The organism is Enterovibrio sp. FF113 (assembly GCF_041439165.1).
In the GTDB taxonomy this organism is placed as follows: domain Bacteria; phylum Pseudomonadota; class Gammaproteobacteria; order Enterobacterales; family Vibrionaceae; genus Enterovibrio; species Enterovibrio norvegicus_A.
Genome location: NZ_JBGONO010000006.1, coordinates 128,575 through 153,753 on the forward strand (window position 1 = coordinate 128,575; position 25,179 = coordinate 153,753).

At 48.2% G+C, this 25,179-nt stretch carries 22 protein-coding genes and 1 other RNA gene; 10 read left to right on the plus strand and 13 right to left on the minus strand.

The features are described from left to right. The first annotated feature begins 151 nt into the window (after positions 1–151). A complete protein-coding gene (gene suhB / locus ACED36_RS06595) occupies positions 152–955 on the plus strand; it encodes an inositol-1-monophosphatase (protein WP_016960881.1) in 804 nt (267 codons plus the stop codon). 110 nt (positions 956–1,065) lie between these two features. Here suhB and secF read toward each other — a convergent pair whose 3' ends face one another. From secF to ACED36_RS06630, 7 genes are all read right to left on the minus strand, one after another. After that, positions 1,066–2,016, minus strand: a complete 951-nt coding sequence (secF, locus tag ACED36_RS06600; protein WP_016960880.1) for a protein translocase subunit SecF — start codon at positions 2,014–2,016, stop codon at positions 1,066–1,068. A 12-nt stretch (positions 2,017–2,028) separates the two neighbouring features. After that, on the minus strand, positions 2,029–3,882 hold the full coding sequence (secD, locus tag ACED36_RS06605; RefSeq protein WP_016960879.1) for a protein translocase subunit SecD: 1,854 nt from the start codon (positions 3,880–3,882) through the stop codon (positions 2,029–2,031). Positions 3,883–3,908: 26 nt separating this feature from the next. Then, positions 3,909–4,238 carry a preprotein translocase subunit YajC gene (gene yajC / locus ACED36_RS06610; RefSeq protein ID WP_016960878.1) on the minus strand — a complete coding sequence of 110 codons (330 nt, stop codon included), beginning with the start codon at positions 4,236–4,238 and terminating at the stop codon, positions 3,909–3,911. A gap of 80 nt (positions 4,239–4,318) precedes the next feature. After that, a complete protein-coding gene (tgt, locus tag ACED36_RS06615) occupies positions 4,319–5,446 on the minus strand; it encodes a tRNA guanosine(34) transglycosylase Tgt (protein ID WP_016960877.1) in 1,128 nt (375 codons plus the stop codon). Between the two features lie 328 nt (positions 5,447–5,774). After that, complete coding sequence (gene queA, locus ACED36_RS06620; protein ID WP_016960876.1) at positions 5,775–6,830, minus strand: tRNA preQ1(34) S-adenosylmethionine ribosyltransferase-isomerase QueA; 1,056 nt, start codon at positions 6,828–6,830, stop codon at positions 5,775–5,777. A gap of 108 nt (positions 6,831–6,938) precedes the next feature. After that, positions 6,939–8,009: a trypsin-like serine protease gene (locus ACED36_RS06625; protein ID WP_371732963.1), complete on the minus strand. Its 1,071-nt coding sequence runs from the start codon at positions 8,007–8,009 to the stop codon at positions 6,939–6,941. Positions 8,010–8,207: 198 nt separating this feature from the next. Then, positions 8,208–9,215 (minus strand): serine protease, encoded by a 1,008-nt coding sequence (locus ACED36_RS06630; protein WP_371732964.1) that lies wholly within the window; start codon positions 9,213–9,215, stop codon positions 8,208–8,210. Positions 9,216–9,405: 190 nt separating this feature from the next. Between ACED36_RS06630 and ACED36_RS06635 the strand changes: the two genes are divergently transcribed. Together ACED36_RS06635 and ACED36_RS06640 are read left to right on the plus strand one after the other, a co-directional pair. Beyond that, positions 9,406–9,855, plus strand: coding sequence for a CBS domain-containing protein (locus tag ACED36_RS06635; protein WP_371732965.1), 450 nt, complete (start codon positions 9,406–9,408; stop codon positions 9,853–9,855). 103 nt (positions 9,856–9,958) lie between these two features. After that, positions 9,959–10,573 (plus strand): ACP phosphodiesterase, encoded by a 615-nt coding sequence (locus ACED36_RS06640; protein WP_371732966.1) that lies wholly within the window; start codon positions 9,959–9,961, stop codon positions 10,571–10,573. A 168-nt stretch (positions 10,574–10,741) separates the two neighbouring features. Here ACED36_RS06640 and aceA read toward each other — a convergent pair whose 3' ends face one another. The 3 genes from aceA to ACED36_RS06655 all read right to left on the minus strand — a co-directional run bounded on the left by aceA (position 10,742) and on the right by ACED36_RS06655 (position 15,345). Beyond that, positions 10,742–12,046, minus strand: a complete 1,305-nt coding sequence (gene aceA, locus ACED36_RS06645) for an isocitrate lyase (protein WP_016960871.1) — start codon at positions 12,044–12,046, stop codon at positions 10,742–10,744. Between the two features lie 73 nt (positions 12,047–12,119). Continuing rightward, a complete protein-coding gene (gene aceB / locus ACED36_RS06650) occupies positions 12,120–13,727 on the minus strand; it encodes a malate synthase A (protein WP_371732967.1) in 1,608 nt (535 codons plus the stop codon). A gap of 721 nt (positions 13,728–14,448) precedes the next feature. Continuing rightward, the gene (locus ACED36_RS06655; RefSeq protein ID WP_016960869.1) at positions 14,449–15,345 is read right to left on the minus strand and encodes a hydrogen peroxide-inducible genes activator; all 897 of its coding nucleotides are present in this window, start codon (positions 15,343–15,345) and stop codon (positions 14,449–14,451) included. Between the two features lie 129 nt (positions 15,346–15,474). Between ACED36_RS06655 and ACED36_RS06660 the strand changes: the two genes are divergently transcribed. From ACED36_RS06660 to ACED36_RS06675, 4 genes are all read left to right on the plus strand, one after another. Continuing rightward, on the plus strand, positions 15,475–16,077 hold the full coding sequence (locus ACED36_RS06660) for a peroxiredoxin C (protein WP_016960868.1): 603 nt from the start codon (positions 15,475–15,477) through the stop codon (positions 16,075–16,077). Positions 16,078–16,259: 182 nt separating this feature from the next. Further along, a complete protein-coding gene (locus tag ACED36_RS06665) occupies positions 16,260–16,994 on the plus strand; it encodes a copper homeostasis protein CutC (protein WP_371732968.1) in 735 nt (244 codons plus the stop codon). A 124-nt stretch (positions 16,995–17,118) separates the two neighbouring features. Next, positions 17,119–17,943 carry a polyphosphate kinase 2 gene (gene ppk2, locus ACED36_RS06670; RefSeq protein WP_017005893.1) on the plus strand — a complete coding sequence of 275 codons (825 nt, stop codon included), beginning with the start codon at positions 17,119–17,121 and terminating at the stop codon, positions 17,941–17,943. A gap of 313 nt (positions 17,944–18,256) precedes the next feature. Then, positions 18,257–21,313 carry a M66 family metalloprotease gene (locus tag ACED36_RS06675; RefSeq protein ID WP_371732970.1) on the plus strand — a complete coding sequence of 1,019 codons (3,057 nt, stop codon included), beginning with the start codon at positions 18,257–18,259 and terminating at the stop codon, positions 21,311–21,313. An 86-nt stretch (positions 21,314–21,399) separates the two neighbouring features. On the opposite strand, the gene ACED36_RS06680 is transcribed toward ACED36_RS06675, so the two are convergent. Both ACED36_RS06680 and ACED36_RS06685 read right to left on the minus strand, forming a co-directional pair. Then, positions 21,400–21,750 carry an RnfH family protein gene (locus ACED36_RS06680; protein ID WP_017005682.1) on the minus strand — a complete coding sequence of 117 codons (351 nt, stop codon included), beginning with the start codon at positions 21,748–21,750 and terminating at the stop codon, positions 21,400–21,402. Continuing rightward, on the minus strand, positions 21,740–22,174 hold the full coding sequence (locus ACED36_RS06685) for an SRPBCC family protein (RefSeq protein WP_017005680.1): 435 nt from the start codon (positions 22,172–22,174) through the stop codon (positions 21,740–21,742). The genes ACED36_RS06680 and ACED36_RS06685 overlap by 11 nt, the downstream gene beginning before the upstream one ends. Positions 22,175–22,366: 192 nt before the next feature. On the opposite strand from ACED36_RS06685, the gene smpB reads away from it, so the two are divergent. The 3 genes from smpB to ACED36_RS06700 all read left to right on the plus strand — a co-directional run bounded on the left by smpB (position 22,367) and on the right by ACED36_RS06700 (position 23,957). After that, positions 22,367–22,852, plus strand: coding sequence for an SsrA-binding protein SmpB (gene smpB, locus ACED36_RS06690; protein WP_017004654.1), 486 nt, complete (start codon positions 22,367–22,369; stop codon positions 22,850–22,852). A 49-nt stretch (positions 22,853–22,901) separates the two neighbouring features. After that, positions 22,902–23,267, plus strand: a transfer-messenger RNA (tmRNA) gene (ssrA, locus tag ACED36_RS06695). Between the two features lie 96 nt (positions 23,268–23,363). Further along, on the plus strand, positions 23,364–23,957 hold the full coding sequence (locus tag ACED36_RS06700; protein ID WP_371732971.1) for a DUF6538 domain-containing protein: 594 nt from the start codon (positions 23,364–23,366) through the stop codon (positions 23,955–23,957). A 12-nt stretch (positions 23,958–23,969) separates the two neighbouring features. Here ACED36_RS06700 and ACED36_RS06705 read toward each other — a convergent pair. Beyond that, positions 23,970–25,120 (minus strand): IS3 family transposase gene (locus tag ACED36_RS06705; protein WP_371732998.1). Its coding sequence is split into 2 segments (ribosomal slippage): positions 23,970–24,874 and positions 24,874–25,120, totalling 1,152 coding nucleotides; the frame shifts between segments, so codons are not numbered across the junction. Positions 25,121–25,179 lie beyond the last annotated feature (59 nt).

The window sequence follows — 25,179 nt, forward strand, 5'->3', positions numbered from 1 at the left end:
GCCGCGCGATTCTACCACACTGGTATTTGTTTTACCCTTTTTACACTACAGTACGAAAATGGGTGCGCAAAAATTCACCACTTCCCTTTTGGCCCAGCTCTGATATACTCGCCGCCGCTTTCCGTTCTTTAACATCCGTTGGGAAAATTGTATGCATCCAATGCTAAACATTGCCATTCGCGCTGCGCGAAAGGCTGGCGACTTTATCGCTAAATCTGCTGAAAACCCTGATAACGTAGAAGCCACTCAAAAAGGCACTAATGACTTCGTTACCAATATCGATACTTCTGCTGAGCACATTATTATCGATGTAATCAAGAAATCTTACCCTGACCACAGCATCGTTTCTGAAGAAGCGGGCGTGATTAAAGGGAAAGATGCTGATTACCAATGGATCATCGACCCACTGGATGGCACGTCAAACTTCATTAAAGGTATTCCTCACTTCTCAGTCTCTATTGCACTACGCATTAAAGGCCGTACTGAAGTCGCTTGTGTTTACGATCCAGTTCGTAATGAGTTGTTCTCTGCTCAGCGCGGTTCAGGCGCACAGCTAAACAGCAAACGTCTTCGCGTGAGCAGCCCTAAAGATTTGAATGGTACGATTCTGGCGACAGGTTTCCCTTATAAAGCGAAGCAACACTCAGAAGGCTTTATGAAAGTCGTTAGCGCACTGTTTGTTGATTGTGCTGACTTCCGTCGTACCGGCTCAGCAGCACTAGACCTTTGTTATGTTGCAGCTGCTCGCTTTGACGGTTTCTTCGAGCTTGGCTTGAAACCTTGGGACATGGCAGCAGGTGAGCTGATCGCACGTGAAGCGGGTGCACTTTGCACAGATTTCGCAGGTGGTACTGATTACATGCAAACCGGTAACATTATTTCTGCTAGCCCGAAAGTACTGAAAGGTATGCTGGCGAAAGTTCGCGATAACGCGAACGAAGCAATGAAGAAATAAGATTGTTCTGAATTAAAATACGGCGTCCTTCGGGACGCCGTTTTTGTTTGGGGAAAAGAATAGAAAAATGGAGCCTTTCGGCTCCATTTTTGTTACCACATAGGTATGCGTTACGGCATTGCGTCGAACTCTTCGCCTTCTTTATCCACTGGCGGTGGAGGAAGAAGGTGCTCACGGGTGATGCCCAATTTGAGCGCCAGTGCCGAAGCCACATAGATAGAAGAGTAAGTACCGATGGTAATACCAATCAACAATGCTGCTGCAAAGCCGTGGATCATCGCGCCGCCTTGCATAAACAAAGCGATAACCACGAACAAGGTTGTGCCTGACGTGATCAAAGTACGGCTCAATGTCTGTGACACTGAGGAGTTAATGATCTCAGCAGCGTCACCTTTACGCATTTTGCGGAAGTTCTCACGGATACGGTCATAAACAACAATCGTATCGTTCAAGGAGTACCCCACTACCGTCAGCAATGCTGCCACGATGGTTAGGTCCACTTCGATTTGCATGAACGAGAATATACCCAGCGTGATGATCACATCGTGCGCCAAAGACGTTACCGCACCTGCCGCTAGACGCCATTCAAAACGCACAGAGACATACAGCAAAATACACAGCAACGAAGCAATAATGGCCAAGCCACCCGCTTCGGTCAGTTCATCACCCACGTTCGGGCCAACAAACTCGATGCGGCGCATTTCAACGGCTTCACCTGTACCGGTTTTGATCGCTTCAAGGATTTGAGTCCCAAGCAGTTCACCCTTAACGTTTTCACGCGGGCGAAGGCGCACCATCACATCACGAGAAGTACCAAAGTTCTGAACAATCGCATCCCCAAAGCCTTCAGCTTGAAGAGAGTCGCGAATAAGTTGCAGATCAGCCGGTTTCTCAAAACCCACTTCAATCAGCGTACCGCCGGTAAAGTCGAGTCCCCAGTTCAACCACTTTGTTGACAAGCTGAACACAGACGCCGCAATCATCAAGGCCGAAAAAATAAAAGCCGGCTTGGACCAACGCATGAAATCGATATTCAGGTCGGGTTTTAAAAGTTGAAACATTTTAATGCCCCCTTAGATCGATAGCTTATCAATGCGCTTACCGCCGTAAACCAGGTTAACCAGGCAACGGGTTCCGATAATAGCAGTGAACATTGAAGTGAGAATACCGATAGACAGTGTCACAGCGAAACCTTTCACCGCACCCGTACCAACAGCAAACAGAATGATTGCCGTTATTAGGGTGGTGATGTTGGCATCAGCAATGGTGCTAAACGCATTCGCATAACCTTGAGAAATCGCTTGTTGAGGGTTTCGCCCTTCATGCAATTCTTCACGGATACGCTCAAAGATAAGCACGTTAGCATCGACCGCCATACCGACCGTGAGTACGATACCGGCAATACCTGGTAGCGTCATTGTCGCCCCCGGGATCATCGACATTACACCGATGATAAGCACGATGTTCGCTGCCAGTGCACAGTTAGCAAATAGACCAAATCGACGGTAATAAACCAAGGTGAAGAGCATGACCGCAACTAAGCCCCAAAGACAGGCTTTAATACCCATGTCGATGTTCTGTTGACCCATAGATGGACCAATGGTGCGTTCTTCAACAATCGAGATTGGCGCAATCAATGCACCTGCACGTAAAAGCAGTGCTAGGTTATGTGCTTCAGCTTGCGAATCGATACCAGTAATACGGAAGTTACGTCCCAGCGCCGTTTGAATGGTCGCTTGGTTAATCACTTCTTCATGCTTAGCAAGAATGATCTTACCGTTTTCATCACGCTTGCCGCTATCTTTGTATTCAGCAAACACTGTCGCCATCAATTTGCCGACATTGTTCTTACTGAACGCAGCCATCTTGCTACCGCCGTCACTGTCGAGCGAGATGTTAACTTGAGGACGGCTGTATTCATCAAAGCTAGAACTTGCATCCGTGATGCTTGAACCGCCCAGAATAACGCGTTTTTTCAATACTGCCGGACGACCGTCACGCGTGTATTTTATTTCGCTACCTGGCGGCACACGACCCGCTGCGGCTGCCGCTAAATCTGCACTGTCATCCACTTCGCGGAATTCCAGTGTTGCGGTCGCACCCAAAATTTCTTTTGCACGCGCGGTATCTTGAACACCTGGCAACTCAACCACGATACGGCTTGAACCTTGACGCTGAACCAATGGTTCGGCGACGCCCAATTCGTTAACGCGGTTACGTAGAATCGTAATGTTCTGATTCACAGCGTAGTTAAGGATTTCTTGAAGACGCGCTTCGGTGTAGGTCGCTGATACTGCAAAACGGGCACTGTCGGTGGTAAACACCATATCTGGGTGCAGTTTCGCGAGCTCTGTCTCCGCTTGATCCATATCGGCTTCATTGCGCAGCATGACTTCGACATTGTCGTTGCTGCCAACGCGAAGACCACGATAGCGGATTTTCGCTTCACGCAATTCGGTACGGAAAGTGTCTTCCTGCTGGGTAAGAAGCTTCTCCATCGCCGCGTCCATGTCCACTTCCATCAGGAAATGCACACCGCCGCGAAGATCCAACCCTAACTTCATTGGGTTTGCACCAATGACTTCAAGCCAATGAGGGGTGGCTGGCGCAAGGTTCAACGCAATAATCAAACCGTCGTCTTTGAGCGTGCTATTTAACGCGTCGCGGCCTTCAATTTGAACTTCAGTGTCGGAAAAGCGAACCAGTACTGTGCCGTTTTCTAGCGCAATAGATTTATAAGGAATGCTGTCTTTTTCGAGGGTGGTTTTTACGGTATCCAGAGTTGAAACATCAACCGAGGCGCCACGCGCCCCGGTGATTTGAACCGCTGGATCTTCACCGTAAATATTGGGAAGTGCATAAAGGGCGCCGACAAATAAGACCAACACCACCATGATGTACTTCCACAAAGGATAACGGTTTAGCACTGCTATGATCCTTTATGGTTATCAGATTACAGCGACTGAATCGTGCCTTTTGGCAGAACAGCAGTCACAAAATCCTTTTTGATAGTTACTTCGTTGTTGTCGTTAAGCGCGATAACGATGAAGTCGTTTTCTTCTGAAATCTTAGTGATTTTGCCAACTAGGCCGCCACCAGTAAGAACTTCATCCCCTTTACCCATCGCTGCCATCAGGTTTTTGTGTTCTTTAACACGTTTTGCCTGCGGACGATAAATCATGAAGTAGAAAATAACAGCAAACAGGCCAAGCATAATAAATAGCTGCATACCGCCACCCTGTGGTGCGCCTTCTGCTGCTGCATGAGCTTGTGAAATAAACATTCAGTCACGTCCTCGTATTAATTTGAATATTGTTGCGATTTTACCTCTCCCAAAGCGAACTTTCGAAGAGGCAGAACTTCTTAGTCTTCTTTCAACGGTGGCACTTCACGGCCACGACGTTCGTAGAATTCTTTAACGAAGGTATCTAATCTACCTTCGTCGATAGCGTTACGCAAACTCTCCATCAGACGCTGGTAATAGCGTAGGTTGTGGATAGTGTTGAGACGAGCGCCAAGAATTTCATTACAGCGATCAAGGTGATACAAATACGCCTTGCTGTAGTTGCGGCAAGTGTAACAGTCACACTCTGGATCCAGTGTAGTTGTGTCACTTTTATGCTTCGCATTACGGATCTTGATCACACCTCCAGTCACAAACAGGTGGCCATTACGCGCATTTCGGGTTGGCATCACGCAGTCAAACATGTCGACACCGCGGCGCACGCCTTCAACTAAATCTTCTGGCTTGCCCACACCCATCAGGTAGCGTGGCTTGTCTTCAGGCAGTTTTGGACAAGTATGTTCCAATACGCGATGCATATCTTCTTTTGGCTCACCGACCGCCAAACCGCCAACGGCATAGCCATCAAATCCAATCTTGGTGAGGCCTTCAACAGACACGTCACGCAAGTCTTCATAGACTGAACCTTGCACGATACCGAATAGAGCATTCTTGTTGCCCATTTTGTCGAAATGGTTACGGCTACGTTGTGCCCAACGCAAGCTCATTTCCATCGACTTTTTCGCTTCGTCATGGGTAGCAGGATATGGCGTACATTCGTCGAAAATCATCACAACGTCTGAACCCAAGTCGTACTGGATTTCCATTGATTTCTCAGCATCCATGAACACGCGGTCGCCGTTCACTGGATTACGGAAATGCACACCTTCTTCGGTGATTTTTCGCGTTTTACCCAAGCTGAAAACTTGGAAGCCGCCTGAATCGGTCAAGATAGGACCTTGCCAATGCATAAAATCGTGCAAGTCGCCGTGCGCGCGCATCACTTCCTGACCAGGACGCAACCAAAGGTGGAAAGTGTTACCTAGCAAGATTTCCGCACCGGTTTCAGCCACTTCTTCTGGCGTCATCCCTTTTACAGTGCCGTAGGTACCAACAGGCATAAATGCCGGGGTTTCCACTGTACCACGTTCAAAAACCAGACGGCCACGACGGGCGCGGCCATCTTTTTTAATCAGTTCGTATTTCACGATACCTCCGAAATGCCAGATAAACAGTCTGGCGAATATGTGTTTAATACCAATCGGATTAAGTAGGTGGTCATAAATTTGCGAAGGGAAAATCGTCAAGAGCCAGGAAGAGATTGCAGTAAGTAGTTACTCTACTTGCAAAATATCTGACGCAGCTATTGTCGATTTTAACCAGCAAGAATGACTGAATATTTAATCTGATTGGTATAATGACACAGAGACAAAACTGGCTGCCAACTTATTCAGTGGACAGCCAATCAAAAATTATCGTCCGTGTTTGCCAAGGTTTTCACGCAACAAACTTGGGCATTCTGACTTCAACCGCAGATTATACCTCAGTCTGGCGCGTGACAAACATCGCATCGCCATAACTAAAGAAGCGATATTCATTCTTTACCGCCTCATGGTAGGCATTAATGACATGATCGTAACCTGCAAACGACGATACCAGCATGATCAATGTCGATTCTGGTAAATGGAAATTGGTCACCAACGCATCGACTAACTGCCACTCATAACCTGGGTAGATGAAGATCTGCGTGTCATCGAAGAAAGGCTTAAGCGCTGTCCCCTCTTGCTTGGCACGCTGTGCGGCGCTTTCCAGAGAGCGGACTGACGTCGTGCCAACAGCAATCACACGGCTACCGCGCGCTTTTGCCGCAATCACTGCATCAACCACATCCTGTGGGACTTCGGCGTACTCTGAGTGCATGATGTGATCGTTAATATCGTCCACGCGCACTGGCTGGAATGTACCTGCCCCAACGTGCAAAGTAACAAAAGCGGTTTCAACGCCTTTCTCTTTTAGAGCAGCCAGCATTTTTTCGTCAAAGTGGAGACCAGCCGTTGGCGCAGCAACAGCACCTGGCTTTTGGTTATACACCGTCTGATAACGCTCTTTGTCAGAATCTTCATCTGGGCGATCAATGTATGGCGGCAGAGGCATGTGACCAACTTGATTCAGAATATCAAGCACGGCTTGATCGCCGCTGAAGCGGATCTCAAACAGCGCATCATGTCGCGCCACCATTTCCGCTTCGAATTCGTCATTTTCGCCAAGAAGCAACAGGTTGCCAGGCTTAGGGGATTTAGATGCACGCACATGCGCAAGGATCGATTTATCGTCCAGCACTCGCTCCACCAGCACTTCAATCTTGCCACCCGATGCTTTTCGCCCGAAGACTCGTGCAGGGATCACGCGGGTGTTGTTAAACACCATAAGATCGCCAGGTTCAACAAGGTCGAGGATATCAGTGAATTGCGTATGGCTCAGTTCACCGGTATTGCCGTTCAGTTGCAATAGACGGCTCGCCGTACGATCCGGTTGCGGATAACGTGCGATAAGTGAATCTGGAAGGTCAAAATGAAAATCGGATACTTGCATTGAAAAAGCCCCATTCTGCAGCAGCCCGCTAGTATAGGGACACACGCTGCAATATCAAGCAAGATGGAGCTTGCTCGCCGAAAATCTGGCGAGCAAATTTGTCAGGAATTATGAAAACGGTATGCGTCGGCGAAGCGCAACTGCACCCGCAAAAATGAACGAAAGCCAACCGAAAGCACCACCACCACCGCCAGATGAGGGGGGCACGACATTGTCATCGGATTCATCGGAAGGGTATTGAGGCTCAACTGGCGGGTTATCAAATGGATTGTAACCACTAGACTGATCAAAAATATCTTCTTTAAATGATGGGCTTGGCGATTGATAACCACCAATCATGTTTTGACCAATCCAATCGTAGTAAGTGCTAATTTGGGTAAAGCCATCTTCAGAACTGGTGCTGCCGCAACCATAATTACGATTAGAGAAACTCACAATGCCGACAGCTCGGTATCCACGGTCTGCATCACCAGCGTAATCTTTATCTTGCCAAACAAGCGGCCCACCAGAATCTCCCGAACAGATTCCCGCAGTGTATGATTGATCAGCACAAACATAAGCGGCTGAAAGTTCACCGCTCACTGCGCCCGATACCTTCGTCCAACTACAGGTATCATCACTCACGCCATTCATTGTTGTTTTTAATAACGCCTCGGTGACACTCCCACCCGTGTATGTCGCTCCCCACCCAGACACATATAAATTGTCTTGTGCAGCACCAACAAATTCTTGGTCTAAATCGTCTTGCCTATCCGGTAGAAGAACTTTGATCGGTTGGGCGTTAGAGGGAAGTCCTTCTGCTAATCGAACGAGTGCAATATCACCAGTCAACATTTCATCATCGTAGTCCGGATAAACCTTAACACTCGCGACAGCAATTCCAGTTCCTGCGAAGCTAAGCTGTTCAAAGCCTGCATAAACTCTAACGTCAGCAGCAGAGAATCCATTGACACAGTGAGCTGCCGTGATCACGTAGTCATCAGAAATAATGATACCGCCACATGCATAATAGCCAGTACGGCTATTGCCAATGCTAAGAAATGCCTGCCAAGGTGTCGATTCAATGGAGGCATAGCTGCCGCTGATTATTCTTGCTTCTTTCACGCCCTCGGCAAACACTGAGCCAGCCGCGCTCAACATCAAAAGAGCCAACGTTGCATTCCCTTGCCAACTTCTCATTATTATTCCTCGCCAACATTTTCTTTACCGCAATCAAGAACCGTATCTCAAGATTGCATAAAGAAAAAGCTGACAAGGTCGATCATGCGGTCTTTTTCTCGACTTTACAGCGATGTGTAAAAAGTAAGACTCACGACAAGGCGTCACAGATCTAATTAATGGAAGACGGAATAAGAAAACGCCCACTAAAAAGGAACGTTAGGGGTTATTCGAACAAAGAAGATCGCGAAGAAAGTATCTGCGGAAAACGATGATAACGAAAAGCCAAAGCAGTGCACTCAGCCCTACTTCCCCACCTCCACCACTCGACGGTGGAGAAACCGTCACCACCTGCGAGCTATTACTGGCACAACTACCATTCTGGCAACTGCTTATCCAGTTAGTATAGCTAGACACTTGTGTATACACATCAGGGAAGGCTGCGGCTGCGCATTGAAAGTTAACCCCGAAACTCACAATACCGACTAAGGTTGCCCCGCCATCCGAATCCGCAGCGCGGGAAGGATCAAACCACACCAAGGGGCCACCAGAATCGCCATTACACGCGCCTTTCCCTGGCGCCTGCGCACAGAAATATTTGGTTTGATAGCCAGAAACATCGGTTAATGTCGTGCCCCAACTAGAAGCGCAAGAAGCATCAGAGACAGTAGAGAGCGTCGCTTTTTGCAAGGCCGTCGTCGAGGTGCTGCGGTTAGCGTCGATATATCCCCAGCCTGTCAGTTGCAAATCTTGTTGGGATAAATCTGCTGTGGCATCGACGGCGGTTTGCACAGAGGTACTTGCAAGCACAACGCTTGACGCATTGGCATGAAGAGACGCTGAAAGTTTAATAAGGGCTATGTCATTAGCGAGTGTTTTCTTGTCATAACTGCTGTTGGCATAAATCGAATCAACCGTGGATTGATAGTTGGCAAAATCCGAACCATAGAGTTGCGTGGTTCCTGTGTAAACAGACACAGTATTGGCAGAAGCTAACTCAAACGGGTCATTCTCTTCGGCAGTGTCTAGGCAATGCGCAGCGGTAAGCACCCAGTCATCCGCAATAACCACGCCTCCACAATAGGAATTTCCTATACGGACAAATGCCTGCCATGGCGCATCAGCGATCTCAGCACTTGAACCACCCACCACATGCGGCGAACGTTCAGCACCATGAGTCAAAAATGGCAAAAAGAACATCAGTATTAAAGTGAATCGATTACACATCCCACAAAGCCCTCATCACAGTGTAAACATTAACGGCGACCACACGCCTGCATCGCGACTGCTGATGGAACGGCAAAAAAAAATCCTAAATACGTCAAACAGATCTTTGATTAGGGTCACCTTTCATGCGCCATAATTTGGCTACATTCGATATATGCCCCTTATTTTTATACGTCTTCTTGGAGGCCATATGCTTACTGTCAAAGAAATGATGACACCAGAACCCATCACCTTATCTTCTAAGCATACGATAAATGACGCAAAGCGCCTGATGGATTCAAAACGGGTCCGCCACATTCCCATCGTATCTGACACCCATCAATTGCAAGGTCTTGTCACACAAAGAGATGTGTTAGCAGCGCAAACCTCCAGCCTTGAAAAATCAGTGGGGAACGACGACCCAATGAAGGCGACACTTTCTCGATTTTTGACGCATTCGCTCTATACCGTCGCCCCAACAGCAGGGCTAAAATCTGCGGCACTTTTCATGCAAAAACATAAGATTGGCTGCTTACCCATTGTTGAAAACGAAAGGCTTATTGGCATTATCACGGATACCGACTTTGTCGCCATTGCCATTAATTTGCTAGAGATCCAAGAGGAAACTGAGCCAATGGAACTCGACGGCGAAAGCGCATAAATGCACTAGCAGTCGCGACAGCACTGTCATTCCTCGTCATAATCGATGGCACATCACCACATCGACCGCGCTTTATCTAAAAGCGCAGACCAAGGAAGACGGATTGAATTATCTTGCGCATTTGCATGTCGCATCCTGCTGCCAAAGCCAATTGTTGGGCAACCTGTTGGCGGATTTTGTTAGAGGCAAGCCGGACGGACGCTTTCAACCACAAACCGTCGACGGGATTTATCTGCATCGCTATGTCGATGGGTATATTGATGCGTTGGATGACATAAAGGTCTGTCGCGCACTGTTTCCGCCCGAGCTTTATCGCTATAGCGCCATTGCACTCGATATTTTCTGGGATCACGCACTGGTCACACACTGGGAAACTTTTCACGACGCACCATTGGAACTATTTGTTCAGCAAGCGGAAATTGCCTGCCAAAAAGCGTCTGATTTAGAACCCTCCCCGCTTCCTGATCGCTTTGCGTTTCTGTCCTCGAGAATGTGGCAAGAGCGTTGGATTCAATCCTACGCAGATATCAACACCCTGCCTTTTGTCTTAAAGCGCATGTCAACGCGAAGCCCAAGAATGGCGCCACTAGCCGATACCGCGGAAGTACTGATTGCCCACCAAGTTCAACTGCTCGACGCCTTTCCTTCCATATACCAACAAGTATTGAATGCCGCCTCGACGTTCAGTGAAATACAGCAGAGCAATACAAAGGGGTGAGTTTTTAGAAAGGCTTTTAGAAAGCGAGATACAAAGTTGAAGAAAAAGATGAAAAATGGTCATAAAAAAAGCGACCCGAAGGCCGCTTAAAGCGTGGATTATGAGGCTCGATTAAGTTGGCCCCTTTAGACTCGTTCTCGTCACACGTATTGGCTGTTTACGCGTCAATTAAAACTGATCTTCTTCCGTAGAACCTGTCAGTGCCGTCACTGACGAGTTGCCACCTTGAATGGTGTTCGTCATGGTATCAAAGTAACCCGTACCCACTTCCTGCTGGTGAGCCACGAACGTATAACCACGCTCAGCCGCTTCAAACTCAGGACGTTGTACTTTCTCAACGTAGTGGCGCATACCTTCACCCTGCGCATAAGCGTGGGACAATTCGAACATGTTGTACCACATGTTATGAATGCCAGCGAGCGTGATGAACTGGTACTTATAACCCATGTCTGACAGCTCTTGCTGGAAGCGCGCGATAGTATCTGCGTCCAGATTTTTCTCCCAGTTGAACGACGGCGAGCAGTTGTACGCCAGCAGTTGATCGGGGTATTTCGCATGAATAGCTTCCGCAAATTGACGCGCTTCTTCCAAATCAGGTTTTGCTGTTTCACACCAAATCAGGTCTGCATACGGCGCATAAGCCAAGCCGCGAGAAATCGCCTGCTCAATACCTGCACGTACTTTGTAGAAACCTTCAGACGTGCGCTCACCCATGATGAAGTCTTTATCGTATTCATCGCAATCAGAGGTAAGTAGGTCTGCAGCATTCGCATCAGTACGAGCGATCACAAGGGTGGTGGTGCCTGCAACATCAGCAGCAAGACGCGCTGCTACCAGTTTTTGAACGGCTTCTTGGGTAGGAACCAGCACCTTACCACCCATGTGACCACATTTTTTCACTGACGCTAGCTGATCTTCAAAGTGAACACCTGCCGCACCCGCTTCAATCATTGAACGCATAAGCTCGTAAGCATTCAAAACCCCACCAAAGCCCGCTTCAGCATCCGCAACGATAGGTAGGAAGTAATCCGTGCCTTCTTCTGGCGTAACGCCCTTCGACCATTGAATTTGGTCAGCGCGACGGAACGAGTTATTGATACGTTTAACCACGGCTGGCACAGAATCAACAGGGTACAATGACTGGTCCGGATACATGCTTGATGCAGTATTATTATCCGCTGCGACCTGCCAGCCTGACAGATAAACAGCCTCGATACCTGCTTTCGCTTGCTGAACAGCTTGACCACCCGTTAGCGCACCCAAACAGTTCACATACCCTTTTTTGGCAGAACCGTTCACCAGCTCCCACAGCTTGTCCGCACCGCGCTGAGCAATCGTCTGCTCAGGGATGAAAGAACCACGCAGTGCGACCACTTCTTCTGCTGTATAGGTACGTTTTACGTGTTTCCAGCGTGGGTTTTCTGCCCAATCTGTGTTCAACGCGTCGATTTGCTGCTGTCTTGTCAAAGTCATTGTGATTCCCTCTCTCAATGTAATTTTAAATCTTGGTTTCCATTTTCTTGGGCTTACATAATCTTGATGGTGCTTAATCCAGTAATTCGTATCCAGACAAGGTTAAGAAATCGGCCAGCTCATCACTGGTGGTCAGTTGTTCCATCAAACTGGCCGCCTGCTGGTACTTCCCTTGATTGAATACGTCTTCGCCTAGCTCGTCTTTCAGCACCGACATTTCTTCCGCAAGGCAAGCTCTGAAAAAGTCTGCCGTCACGGTTTTACCGTTGCTGAGTGTTTTTTGGTGTTTGATCCACTGCCAAATCGAAGCGCGTGAGATCTCTGCCGTTGCCGCATCTTCCATCAGGCCATAAATTGGCACACAGCCATTACCTGAGATCCATGCTTCGATGTATTGCACCGCAACACGAATATTGTGACGCATACCGTCTTCGGTGCGCTCACCGTCGCAAGGTGCCACCAGCTCAGTTGCCGTGATTGGTGCATCTTGCTCACGCATCACATCAAGCTGATTTTTACGCTCACCAAGTGCGGTATCGAATACTGCTTTGGCTGTGTCTGCCAGACCTGGGTGGGCAACCCAGGTACCGTCGTGACCATTCTTCGCTTCGAGCGATTTGTCAGACTGAATCTTGTCCAATACCCATGCGTTTTTCTCTGGGTCTTTCGATGGAATAAACGCTGCCATGCCACCCATCGCCATTGCACCACGGCGGTGACACGTTCTCACCAACAAGCGTGAATAGGCATTAAGAAAGGGTTTTTCCATCGTGACCACTTGGCGATCAGGTAAGACGCGGTCTGGATGGTTACGAAAGGTTTTGATATAGCTGAAAATGTAATCCCAACGACCGCAGTTCAGCGCCACAATGTGATCTTTCAGGCTATAAAGAATCTCATCCATTTCAAACACAGCGGGCAGCGTCTCGATCAACACGGTTGCTTTGATCGTGCCGCGCGGCAAGTCGAAATGATCTTCGGTGAAACAGAACACATCGCTCCACCACGCGGCTTCTTGATGCGACTGCAATTTCGGCAGGTAGAAATACGGGCCCGTTCCACTTTCCATTAGCGCTTTGTGGTTGCGATAAAAGTACAAACCGAAATCGAACAATGCACCCGGAATCGGCTTGCCACTTAGCAACACGTGCTTCTCTTTCAAGTGAAGGCCGCGAACACGACAGATAAGCACCGCAGGATCTTCGCTCAATGCGTATTGCTTACCATTGCCGGGATTTTCATAAGAGATGGTGCGATTAATCGCGTCAGTCAGGTTACGTTGACCTTGAAGCACCGGTCCCCACGCAGGAGAGAATGAATCTTCAAAATCTGCCATGAACACTTTCACGTTGGCGTTCAGTGCATTGATCACCATTTTTCGCTCTGGTGGCCCAGTGATCTCTAAGCGGCGGTCTTGTAAATCTTCAGGGATGCCACGAATCTTCCAAGACTCTTCGCGAATATTTGCCGTTTCAACAAGGAAGTCCGGTAACTCGCCAGCATCAAACTTCGCCTGACGTGCTTCTCGTGCGGTCAATAAAGCTGGAATACGGTCAGCAAAGCGCACCGCTAAGGTGTGAAGGAATGAAAGCGCATCATCAGTTAAAACATCAGATTCTTTCTGAGTGATCGGCGGAACGCATGAGAGTTCCTGTGAAACCTGTTGTGCATGTGTGTCCATAAACTGCCCTCCAATTCCATTTGTAACTAAATCACAACAATATCAATTGTTGTCGTACCGCTTCGATTTCTTTCATGTCGCCGAAACACAACACTAAACTGGCGTATTTAGCGTAACACGTCAACACGCCACGTCGCGTTAGACTTAAGTATTAAATGATCAATATACTTTAAAATCATTAGCTTATAATAAAATAGAGTTTTAACTCAAAACACTGAATTAAAACAAATCTCAGATTGTTCTTCCGTTTGTGATCTTTTCATCCTTTGGTGTCATTTTTGTAACCACTTACGAAATTAAATTACATAATGGGTTTCTAGGTTGAACTCAAAACAGACCTGTTTTAAACGTAGCAGTAGAACTGTGATTTTGCAGAAATTCTTTCTATAACAAAAAGTTAACAATAGTGAAAGATATCAACACCCAACAAAAGTTCTCGCTAAGTGGTTAATAATTGTCAAAAAATATGTCGCAATATAGACAGAATTTAATTTCAGAAATGCATCAGGATTACCAAACCGTTTTCGGAGTTATAGTCTGGTTAAATTGAAGAAATTAGAGGAATAAACCAAAGTTATAAGAAAAAGCAACGAGAGGTAAAGATTCTTGAAAAGTCAGAGGTAACTTCATCGTTTTGTGCATCTAGGCACATAACCAACGTAATCATTGACCTCTGACGTAAACCAACAAAACAGGAAACCGTGCAATATAGTGAGCAAGGCTAGAGCAGTGTTTTGACCAAATCCGCCAAAGCTTCAAAGGTCGGCTTACGGCTGGATGTAGGACGCCAAACCAAGCCAATATCACGATATGCCTTACGACCTGGCGGTTCGACGACAACCAAATCTAGGTTATCTAACAAACCATGATTAATCGCCATTTGAGGAATAAAGGTAGAGCCAAGGCCATTGGCAACCATTTGCACTAATGTATGCAAACTGGTGGCCGAGAACGGATTGATTTTTTCTGTGGTCGTTAACTGACAAGCAGATACCGCATGATCGGTTAAACAATGCTCGCGTTCGAGCAAAAATACGGATTCATCAGGAAGATCGGCATACCGTATTGGTACATTCACTTTTTCTGCCTGTGATTGACTGAGCACCATTTTGAATGCGTCCGCCCCGACAACACGGCTTTCCATGCCGCCAATCTCAACAGGCAAAGCCAAAATCAACACATCCATCTCACCGCTTTTCAACGCAGCAAGAAGGTTAACGGTGGTGTCTTCGCGCAACAGTAAATCCAACTCAGGAAAATGCTGATTCACCGCACGCACTAAATCACACAACAAAAACGGCGCAATGGTCGGAATGCAGCCCACACGCAGTTTTCCCTGCATGGGCAACTCACTCACTTTTGTCAGCTCCATCAGATCTTGGCTACGCGCCAAAATTTCCCGACTTCGCACCACCACATCTTCACCGATAGCAGAGAAAACCAGCGTTTTGTTATCGCGCTCAATAAGTTGAGTGCCAATGAGATCTTCTAAGTTCTGAATGCCGGAACTTAGTGTAGACTGACTAACGAAACACTGTTTGGCCGCCTCACCGAAATGGCGAGTTTCATGCAGTGTCACAAGATAATGGAGCTGTTTGAGAGAAGGGAATTTTGTCATCGATTTTTCCGATTGCAATAATCTATTAAATTCACTTTTTTCAATCTAACAGTTCCACTATAGTTTGTCCTGTTCATAGATGAATTAAGGCGTTCACGCCTGACAACGACACATTTTAGGAGCTGAGAAATGGTACTAGTAGGCCGTCAAGCCCCAGATTTTACTGCAGCAGCAGTACTGGGCAATGGTGAAATCGTAGATAACTTCAACATGAAAGAATTCACCAAAGGTAAGAAAACGGTTCTGTTCTTCTACCCACTGGATTTCACTTTCGTATGTCCTTCTGAGCTGATTGCTTTTGACAAGCGTCACGCAGACTTCCAAGCGAAAGGCGTTGAGGTTATCGGCGTTTCTATCGATTCTCAGTTCTCTCACAACGCATGGCGTAACACTGCTGTTGATGACGGCGGTATCGGTCAAGTTAAATACCCATTGGTTGCTGACGTTAAGCACGAAATCTGTAAAGCATACGACGTTGAGCACCCAGAAGCGGGTGTTGCTTTCCGTGGTTCTTTCCTGATCGACGAAGACGGTCTGGTACGTCACCAAGTGGTTAACGACCTGCCACTAGGCCGTAACATCGACGAGATGCTGCGCATGGTTGACGCATTGAACTTCCACCAGAAAAACGGTGAAGTTTGCCCAGCACAGTGGGAAGAAGGCAAAGCAGGCATGGACGCATCACCTAAAGGTGTTGCAGCTTACCTGTCTGAGCACACTGAAGACCTGTAATTTGGCTAACTGCTTCACCGCAGTTTCCCCCTAGCGCGAAAGCGTAAAGCCAAAGTCAGCGAAAAATAGAATGAGGCCCGGACCACCGGGCCCTTTTTTTACCAAAATTTTACACCCTCCCCGCTTCTCTTTCTGTTTCAACTCCCTGATGATGTTCGTCGTCTTTTAGTAAGGAACACGTAATGTCTGTATTGATCGAAGTCTGTATCGATAGCCTTGAGTCTCTTCCTATCGCCCAACGCGCTGGCGCTGGACGTATTGAACTTTGTAGCTCTTTAGCCACAGGTGGCTTAACTGCCAGCGCGGGTTACATGAAGCATGCCGCTCGCATTGCAACGGTTCCTGTATATGGCATTATTCGCCCGCGCGAAGGGGATTTTCTGTATTCCAGCGACGATGTTGACATCATGCTGGAGGATATTCATACCGCAAAATTGGCGGGATTAAACGGTGTGGTGATTGGCGCACTTGGTGCTGACGGAAAAATCGATGAGGTAGCGGTTAAAGCGATGTTCAACGCCGCCTCTGGCATGGGTATTACCTTCCATCGTGCCATTGACCATTGCTCTGCCCCGTTTGAGGCGCTGGAGTTTTTGATGGCTCATGGCGTAGAGCGCGTGCTGACCTCTGGACTTGCCAAGCGTGCCGACGAAGGCATTAACACGCTAAAAGACATGGTAAAGCTGACCCAAGGCCGACTCAGCATCATGCCGGGCGCAGGGGTTTCTCCAGAGAATGCAAAACGCATTATTGTCGAAACAGGCGCGACAGAAATTCACCTTTCCGGTAAGACCACGCGCCCATCCTTGATGAGTTACCGCAATGAGAAAGCGACCATGGGCAGCGGCGAAAGCGACTTCGCAATAACCGTGACCAACCCAGACACCATCTTACACATGGTTGCGGCGCTGCAATAAGCCAAGCTCGCACTTTTCCTGACGGGGGATTGCAATGCTCCCCCATCCTTCTTAGGGTGAACAAGACCAAGTAGCACGTCACCTATCGCTATAAGGCACCCGAACAAGCAGGAGCGACAGCAGCATGGCAAACGCAGACAAATCCAAAATTACCCCGAAAAAACGCAAACTCACCAAAGAAGCCTACGAAAATACGCTGGCCGATCTTCAAACTGAACTCGTAAAACTTCAAGAGTGGGTAAAACACCAAGGGCTAAAAGTCGTGGTGGTGTTTGAAGGGCGTGATGCCGCAGGAAAAGGTGGCGTGATCAAACGCATTACTGAAAAGCTCAACCCTCGCGTTTGTCGCATTGTCGCTCTGGATAAGCCCAACGAACGTGAACGCTCTCAATGGTATTTCCAACGTTACGTTTCGCACCTTCCTGGAGCGGGGGAAATCGTGTTGTTTGACCGCAGTTGGTATAACCGCGCAGGCGTGGAAAAAGTGATGGGATTTTGCAGCGACGACGAGTACGAAGAATTCTTCCGAACGTGTCCTGAGTTCGAGCGCATGCTGCAACGCTCTGGCATTATTTTGCTGAAATACTGGTTTTCAGTGTCTGATGAAGAACAAGAAAAACGCTTTCAAGAACGCATAGATACACCGATAAAACGCTGGAAGTTCAGCCCAATGGATTTAGAGTCTCGCAGCCGCTGGGTGGCTTATAGCGAAGCCAAAGATCGCATGTTCTCCTACACAGACACCAAAGAGTCACCGTGGTGGGTCGTCGACGCCGACAACAAAAAACGCGCACGCCTGAACTGCATTTCTCACCTTCTCTCGAGCATCCCCTATCAAGACATTCAATACGACAAAATCGCACTGCCTGAGATCAGCAAAGAGGGTTATGTCCGCGTGCCATTAGACAGCCAAAGCTTTGTGCCGGATGTGACAAGCAAGCAGGAATAACACCACGAACCTCAAACAAAAGGCGCAATCTGAAAGGGTTGTGCTTTTTTATCTGGCATTGCTTTATCCAGTATTGCTTTATCCAGCCTTGTTTTATCTGGCTTTTCTTTCTGTCTGCGCCCCTATTTAGGCATCGCCAAAAAGCCGTCTCCCCTCACAATGCTGTCGGTTATTTGGCGCTAATTTGCCCCCGCAGCCCATTCCGCACTGAGATTTGTGGGACTGCTTCAAATAACGGCCTGTTCTCATCACTCACGCGCTAATCCATCTATATATTCCCGCCCCATCGTTCACTAAGATCAATCACAAGCAGATGAAAAAGAAACAGTTAGCATGCCTGATCACGGCATTACTCGCGGGAGTTTGCAGCACAGCCGCATTCGCTAGCCCACCAAACGCTCAAACCGTTTACTTCAATCAAAAAGCCTTACCTTCTGATACTCAAGGCACGCTTGCTGCCAGCGTCAGCATGGCACAAAGCGTTATTATGCCGACCGTGCATGGCATAGAAGGTGATCGCCAGCCACACGTTGTCGCTTTGCGCAAAACGCTGGTGATTTTCGAACCCCATACGCAAGAAGCTCGCCAAGACGAAGAGATCACGGTTGTCGTGAAAAACCGCCAGGGCACCGAAGTACACCGAGCAACCATGCTCCCGCCTTCGGCACAGCCAAAACCCACAGGCCAAATTGACATAAACACGACCATTGTCGTGCCAGAGAGCTACGCACACCGCATCTCTTCACAGCATGCCATTAGCGCTATCGCTGGCACTCAGGGGCAAGCAGAATTTAACGCACTGCTAACCCAACATGGCACGCTTGAAGTCGCAACAAGCAATGGCAACTTTGCTTATGACTTTATGCTGCCTGAAGGCCAAGAGCTTGATGGAAAGATCGTGACCTTCTCCTCACAGGCTGGCTACAACTCGACCATTCGATACTCTCACGGCGTGGACACACTCAGCCAGGGCAATCGCATCACCTATAACAATGTGGGCGGGCTTTGGTACGCACAATCTGATGTTGATTATGGCAAGCTTGCCTACAGCGACAAAGCATACACCACGGTACTGCCTGCCGAAGTGATTGAGCCAGGGTTGAGCCTGACGTTCAGCAATGGTGATCGTGAAGGTGTCGTGGAAAGCATTAAGATCGGTGCAAATACCACACTGATCATCAACACGGTAGACGTGGGTCTGTTAACTGAGCCGCGTGGCGAGTTCCGTTTTATGACCGATGAGAAACTGCATCGTGACTATTTCCAGTCAATCCAAATCAGCAAACTTATCGTCAACCCTTACGCACCGATCCATCTTGAAGAAATTATGTTGCCGGATGGTCGCCTATTGGTCGATGTTGACCCCAGCGAGGCCGACGCTTACGGCAGTGACTCCCACTACCGTATTGCCCGCGAGCTGATATCTTCGGGTATCAACAGCGCCAACTACGGCGTAAACAGTGCTGATGTAATGAACAGTTCTGTGTGGAATATCAGTGCGCCCTATCATGCTGCGCAAGTTACCGTCAATAACGCCATCGGCAATTACAGCGATGGCCTCATCACACACGGCATGCTGGGTTCCTACGCAGGTGTGGCGTCGGTTGTTAGCTCAACGGGCAATGAATTCAGCCATGAAGTCGGCCACGAGTTTGGCGCTGGCACACACGCAGCAGCGCACTATCTGGGCGGATTTGCTGGCTCAGTGCATAACCGTTCAACCAACATCAATGCGACTTGGGGTTGGAACCTGTTCGACAACACCTTCCTCCCCAATCTCAGTAAAGGGCGAAACAACGGCTCATCGTGCTATGAAGGTCAATGCGCGGAACCGTTCGAAGGTCACAGCTTTGGCTGGGGAACCATGGCCGGTGGTTGGCCATTGCACCCGAATGGCAACGAGTACACACTTCACACCCCTTACGAACTGAATGTGTTTCAGGGCTTTATGGAAAGCAAAGCTAACTTTGACCCTTCATCACCGACCGGTTTCAGTAAGTGGGACAAAGAAACTCAAACCATGCAGCCTTGGGGCAATAACCTGTCCGATGATCTCAACCTTTCTGTGACTACCGTGAGCGGCAACAATGAGCTCGCAGCGTTTGGCCCAGACAATCGCAAGTTCCATGAACTGTTCGAGACCGTCAACGCGGTTCGCATTCAAACAGGCAACGGACACTGGGCGCGTGATTTCTACCTGCCTGCTGACAACGCCTTCGAAGGTAAAATCGTGGTACTTAGCTCCAGTGCGGGCTACAACTCCCATATCCACATTGGCGATACCTCCATTTTGCTGTCCAATGGCAACAAGCACGCATTCCGTTTCGCGTCAGGCCAATGGACCGCCGTTGAGAATGACATACTTGATAAAACCGTAGCCCGCATACCAGAGAAACAAGGAGTTGCTGTCACCACCCTTGTCGGTTACTACGACCCAGAAAACACACTACCTAGTTACCTTTACCCTGCCCTTCACGGCGCTTATGGCGCAGTGTATGTCGATAACTTCAGCGCTTCCTCGTGCCAGCTGGACGTACTGACACAGAAAGGCGGCACCAAGACCTACAACCTGCACAACCGCCGTTTCAAAGAAGGCCTGATGAACCGCTTCCATATCAATGTGGAAAGCGCGCTGTCTCCTTATCGCGCCGAGGTTTACTGTGACAATCAGCTACTCACCAGCATAACGATCAGTGCGCCACAAACCGCATTGAAAGCGGGCATTGTAACCACAGAGCTGGGCGAAGCACCGACGATTTCAGGCGTTAGCGATATCACGCTTCAACAAGGTGACGTGTTTAACGCACTCGATAGGGTTACTGCGTTTGATGCGGAAGATGGCGACATGACGGCCAACATTGAGGTTTTCGGCAACGTTGATCCCCAAACGCCGGGCAGCTATGTACTGACGTATCGCGTGACTGACAGCGAAGGCCAGACGGTTTCAGTGACTCGCACGGTAACCGTTGAAGCAAGTGCGGCTTGTATCGCCAACTGGGGAAAACACACCATTTACGTGAGCGGCGACAAAGTTTCACACAACCATGTCGTATGGTTAGCCGGTTGGTGGACCAACGGTGAAGAGCCGGGCACGACGGGCGAATGGGGCGTTTGGAAACAAACCGACGACAACAGTTGCGGCGCCCCAGAACCCACGCCTGATCCAGATCCAGAAGTGACACCACCACCGCCAGGTGAATACCCAACGTATCAACCGGGCTTAGCGTATCAAGAAGGGGATATCGTGAAAGGCAGTGACAACAAACTGTATCAGTGCAAGCCGTGGCCAAACTCCGGATGGTGCTCAAACCCTAGCTATGCGCCGGGTACAACACCGTATTGGCAAGATGCCTGGAACTCGTTCATCTAAATAGAGAAAGCGGAACAAAAAAGCGGTGACCATGTTCACCGCTTTTCTTTATCTTTCTCTTTAACCGAATGTTAGTTGAAATCCGGTTACTCACCTTTTCGCATCGGGTTGAGCTTTCCGCCCGTCACTGGGTCAGATTTACCTTCCGCAATCATGCGTTCAGCACGGCGGCGACGGATCTCTTTGGGATCAGCCATCAAAGGACGATAGATTTCAATGCGATCGCCATCGTGGACCAGCGCATCCAGCTTCACCAAGCGGCTAAACACACCCACTTTGTTCTGTTTCAGATCAATCTCAGGGTATGCATCCAAAATGCCAGAATGACGAATAATGTCTTCCACATGCATATCAGGTGTCACAATCGACTTAAACACACGCTGCACGTCGGGCAACGCGTAAATCACTTCAATATGCAGCAGCTTTTCATCGCTCATACACGACTCTCGCCCTTTGCGTAAACGCTGTCACCATGTTGACCGCTAACTCGTTAAACACCCGGCCAAACGCCATTTCCACCAAACCATTGGTAAATTCAAAATCCAGATTCAGCTCGATTTTGCATGCCTCTGCATCCAGCGACGTAAAATGCCACCCGCCGACTAATTTACGGAACGGGCCATCGACCAGCTCCATCTTAATCGCTTGCCCTTCCACCAACTCATTGCGAGTCGTGAAGGTTTTACGGATACCCGCTTTAGCCACATCCACCGATGCTGTCATCGCACTGCCAGTCGCTTCTAACACGCGAGATCCAGAGCAACCCGGCACAAACGCAGGGTAAGCTTCTACATCATTAACAAGCTTAAACATTTGTTCAGCACTGAACGGCACAAGTGCAGAACGTGTAATTCGCGGCATACCATCTCCTCATTGCCTGATGTCACATCATATCATCGGAGCGTATTTATCCCCAAACGTCTTAAAAAAGCAGAAGATAGGCTGTGTTTTAGCCATCCAACCCCTCCTTTATGTGAACGAAACTGGCGAGAATCCAAAAATCCCATAAAAACTATATCGCCCGTCACTACCACTACGTATAATGCCGCCATTATGGTAAAGAAAAATTCAAAGAATAAAGCGGGCGCCAATACAATTGCGCAGAACCGCCAAGCTCGCCACGACTACTTCATTCAAGATGACATTGAAGTCGGGCTTGAGCTACAAGGTTGGGAAGTGAAAGCCCTACGAGCCGGTAAGGTCAACATCGCGGAAAGCTACGTGTTTTTCAAAGATGGCGAAGCTTACATGTCGGGTGCCACTATTACTCCTCTTAACGTTGCTTCTACGCATGTAGTGGCAGACCCTACGCGTATCCGCAAATTATTGCTGAAACGTCGTGAACTAGACACACTGATGGGCAAGGTAAACCGTGAAGGTTACACTCTTGTTGCTTTATCTATGTACTGGAAACAGTCATGGGCTAAACTTAAGGTAGGTCTGGCGAAAGGTAAAAAACTTCATGACAAACGTGATTCTTCAAAAGATCGCGATTGGGAACGCGATAAAGCGCGTATCATGAAGCATTCAACCAGATAATCATTGACGCAGCAGGGCTTTATGCTAACATCTGCGTCAGAAAAAATCCGGGGCTGATTCAGGATTCGACAGGATCAAGAAGGCTCGTGGAGCATGCCGAGGGGCGGTTTGCCTCGTTAAAAGCCGCAAAACTATAGTCGCAAACGACGAAAACTACGCACTAGCAGCTTAATAACCTGCTAGAGCCTGCCCTCCATAGCCTCTGTCTGTAGGACGTGGATCAAGGGCAGTCAAACCCAAACAGAATCGCGTGGAGGCTTACACCTAATAGCCAAAGCGTTAAAACTAAATTAGGTATGTCATTACATAGCGTGTCTATTCGCAGTGTGGTGCCGAGAATAAAGATAGACTAAGCATGTAGCGCCATTAGTTAGACTGATTTTGGACGCGGGTTCAACTCCCGCCAGCTCCACCAAACGTTTGGAAAGGGCTATAACTCATTGAGTTATAGCCCTTTTTGTATTTATACATCTAGGTTTAGGCTGTTTGTACTAAGTTTTGGTACTAAAACATGCGCTATCTACACATTTCAAAATCTGGCATTTGGCAATTTCGTTACCAAATCCCACCTCATCATCGGCACCTTTTCAGTGATCGCCGTGAGATCAAACGCTCTCTTAAAACATCAGATAAAGCCGAGGCCGCTATCATAGCTCTTGAGCTTGAAATACAGGTTCGCAAGACTATCTTGACGCCAGCGACATCAACATCAACATCACTTGATAAACACCCTTCCACACCTATCATTTCGCAAGTAAAGACCCAAACAACAAACGAAGTCTCGTGTTATGGCGCGCTAGAACGCTTTTGTAAGTACAAAGCAGAGCATATCTCATCTAAGGCGGCAACGATGTTAGAAGCCAAGTGCAGGATTGTTCTTAATCTTATTGGTAAGCCTCAATTGAGAGCGATTCGACGCTCCGATGCAGAAGAGGTCGCCTCCCTCCTACGCAACTATCCAACCAATCTCAAAAAGCACAAACAATTTAAAGGTCTATCAGGTCATGACGCCATCGAGTTAAATAATAGCTTGGGGCTACCTACACTGAGCGATGAGTCCGTCAAAGACTATTGCCAGAAGATGTCTGGATTTTTTGAGTGGTGAATAGCCACCGACTCAGTAGACACCTTTGAGCCTTTCTTCGTACTGCTTTTCATACTCTACAGGTGACATTTGGTCGTTGGAACCGTGCCGACGTTTTACGTTGTAGAACATCTCAATATATTCAAAGATATTCATACGTGCCTCTTCTCTCGTTGAGTAGATTTTTCGCTTGATACGTTCTCGTTTCAATAACTGGAAGAAGCTTTCTGCAACAGCATTGTCATGACAGTTGCCTCTGCGGCTCATACTTGACACCAAGCCATGCTGAGTCAGGAATTTATCCCAATCATGACTGGTGTACTGACTGCCCTGATCAGAATGTACAAGTACTTTCTCTTTCGGGGAACGACGCCAAATCGCCATCAGCAACGCATCTAACACCAACTCTTTGGTTATCCGACTCTTCATCGACCACCCAATCACGCGTCTTGAGAACAAATCGATGACCACTGCCAAATACAACCAGCCTTCATGTGTTTTGATGTAAGTAATGTCTGTTACCCACGATTGATTCGGTGCCGTAGGATTAAACTCCCGTGCCAACTTGTTGGCGGCGACAATATTTTCAGTACCTCCTCGAGGACGAGGCTTTCTATATCCTCGTTGAGACTGTAAACCCTCCCGTTTCATCAAACGATGAACGAGATTAATTCCGCAGGACTCTCCGTCATCTCGCAAGTCACTGTAAATTTTCCGATAGCCATAGACACTACCAGACTCAAGCCAGAACTGTTTAATACGTCCGAGGAGATATTTCCGCCGCTGCTCCTGTTGGCAATCAGGGTTTTGAACCCAGGCGTAATAACCACTGGGATGAATGCCGAGGACGTGACACATCAATCTGATAGGCCAAATCGCTTGGTGAGCACGGATAAAGGCGTACCTCAGTCGGACTGGCTTGCGAAGTACACCGCGGCTTTTTTCAATATGTCGCGCTCTTCTGTGACGCGTTTCAGCTCCTTTTTGAGGCGACGAATTTCTTCGCTTTCATCAGACTTAGCTTGATGATGAGAAGCATCAGGGCCATAGCGTTTTATCCACGCATAAAGGCTATGCATTGTTGTCCCTAAACGATGGGCAACATCCGCAACAGGGTGGCCTTTTTCGGTGACCTGCTTTACTGCTTCGATTTTGAATTCTTCTGGAAATCTCTTACCGCTCATAAACACCTCTCTGTTAGTCATCATGTCTAACTCAAGTGTGTCTATCAAGTCGGTGGCTA

Coding starts and splice junctions, on each gene's coding strand:
- ACED36_RS06700 (WP_371732971.1), top strand. CDS start 23,364: ATGCGCTATCTACACATTTCAAAATCTGGCATTTGGCAATTTCGTTAC.
- ACED36_RS06680 (WP_017005682.1), bottom strand. CDS start 21,750: ATGAGCGATGAAAAGCTGCTGCATATTGAAGTGATTTACGCGTTGCCC.
- ACED36_RS06665 (WP_371732968.1), top strand. CDS start 16,260: ATGTCTGTATTGATCGAAGTCTGTATCGATAGCCTTGAGTCTCTTCCT.
- ACED36_RS06630 (WP_371732964.1), bottom strand. CDS start 9,215: ATGTGTAATCGATTCACTTTAATACTGATGTTCTTTTTGCCATTTTTG.
- smpB (WP_017004654.1), top strand. CDS start 22,367: ATGGTAAAGAAAAATTCAAAGAATAAAGCGGGCGCCAATACAATTGCG.
- secF (WP_016960880.1), bottom strand. CDS start 2,016: ATGTTTCAACTTTTAAAACCCGACCTGAATATCGATTTCATGCGTTGG.
- queA (WP_016960876.1), bottom strand. CDS start 6,830: ATGCAAGTATCCGATTTTCATTTTGACCTTCCAGATTCACTTATCGCA.
- suhB (WP_016960881.1), top strand. CDS start 152: ATGCATCCAATGCTAAACATTGCCATTCGCGCTGCGCGAAAGGCTGGC.
- ACED36_RS06685 (WP_017005680.1), bottom strand. CDS start 22,174: ATGCCGCGAATTACACGTTCTGCACTTGTGCCGTTCAGTGCTGAACAA.
- ppk2 (WP_017005893.1), top strand. CDS start 17,119: ATGGCAAACGCAGACAAATCCAAAATTACCCCGAAAAAACGCAAACTC.
- ACED36_RS06655 (WP_016960869.1), bottom strand. CDS start 15,345: ATGACAAAATTCCCTTCTCTCAAACAGCTCCATTATCTTGTGACACTG.
- aceA (WP_016960871.1), bottom strand. CDS start 12,046: ATGACTTTGACAAGACAGCAGCAAATCGACGCGTTGAACACAGATTGG.
- ACED36_RS06660 (WP_016960868.1), top strand. CDS start 15,475: ATGGTACTAGTAGGCCGTCAAGCCCCAGATTTTACTGCAGCAGCAGTA.
- ACED36_RS06625 (WP_371732963.1), bottom strand. CDS start 8,009: ATGAGAAGTTGGCAAGGGAATGCAACGTTGGCTCTTTTGATGTTGAGC.
- aceB (WP_371732967.1), bottom strand. CDS start 13,727: ATGGACACACATGCACAACAGGTTTCACAGGAACTCTCATGCGTTCCG.
- ACED36_RS06675 (WP_371732970.1), top strand. CDS start 18,257: ATGAAAAAGAAACAGTTAGCATGCCTGATCACGGCATTACTCGCGGGA.
- ACED36_RS06635 (WP_371732965.1), top strand. CDS start 9,406: ATGCTTACTGTCAAAGAAATGATGACACCAGAACCCATCACCTTATCT.
- yajC (WP_016960878.1), bottom strand. CDS start 4,238: ATGTTTATTTCACAAGCTCATGCAGCAGCAGAAGGCGCACCACAGGGT.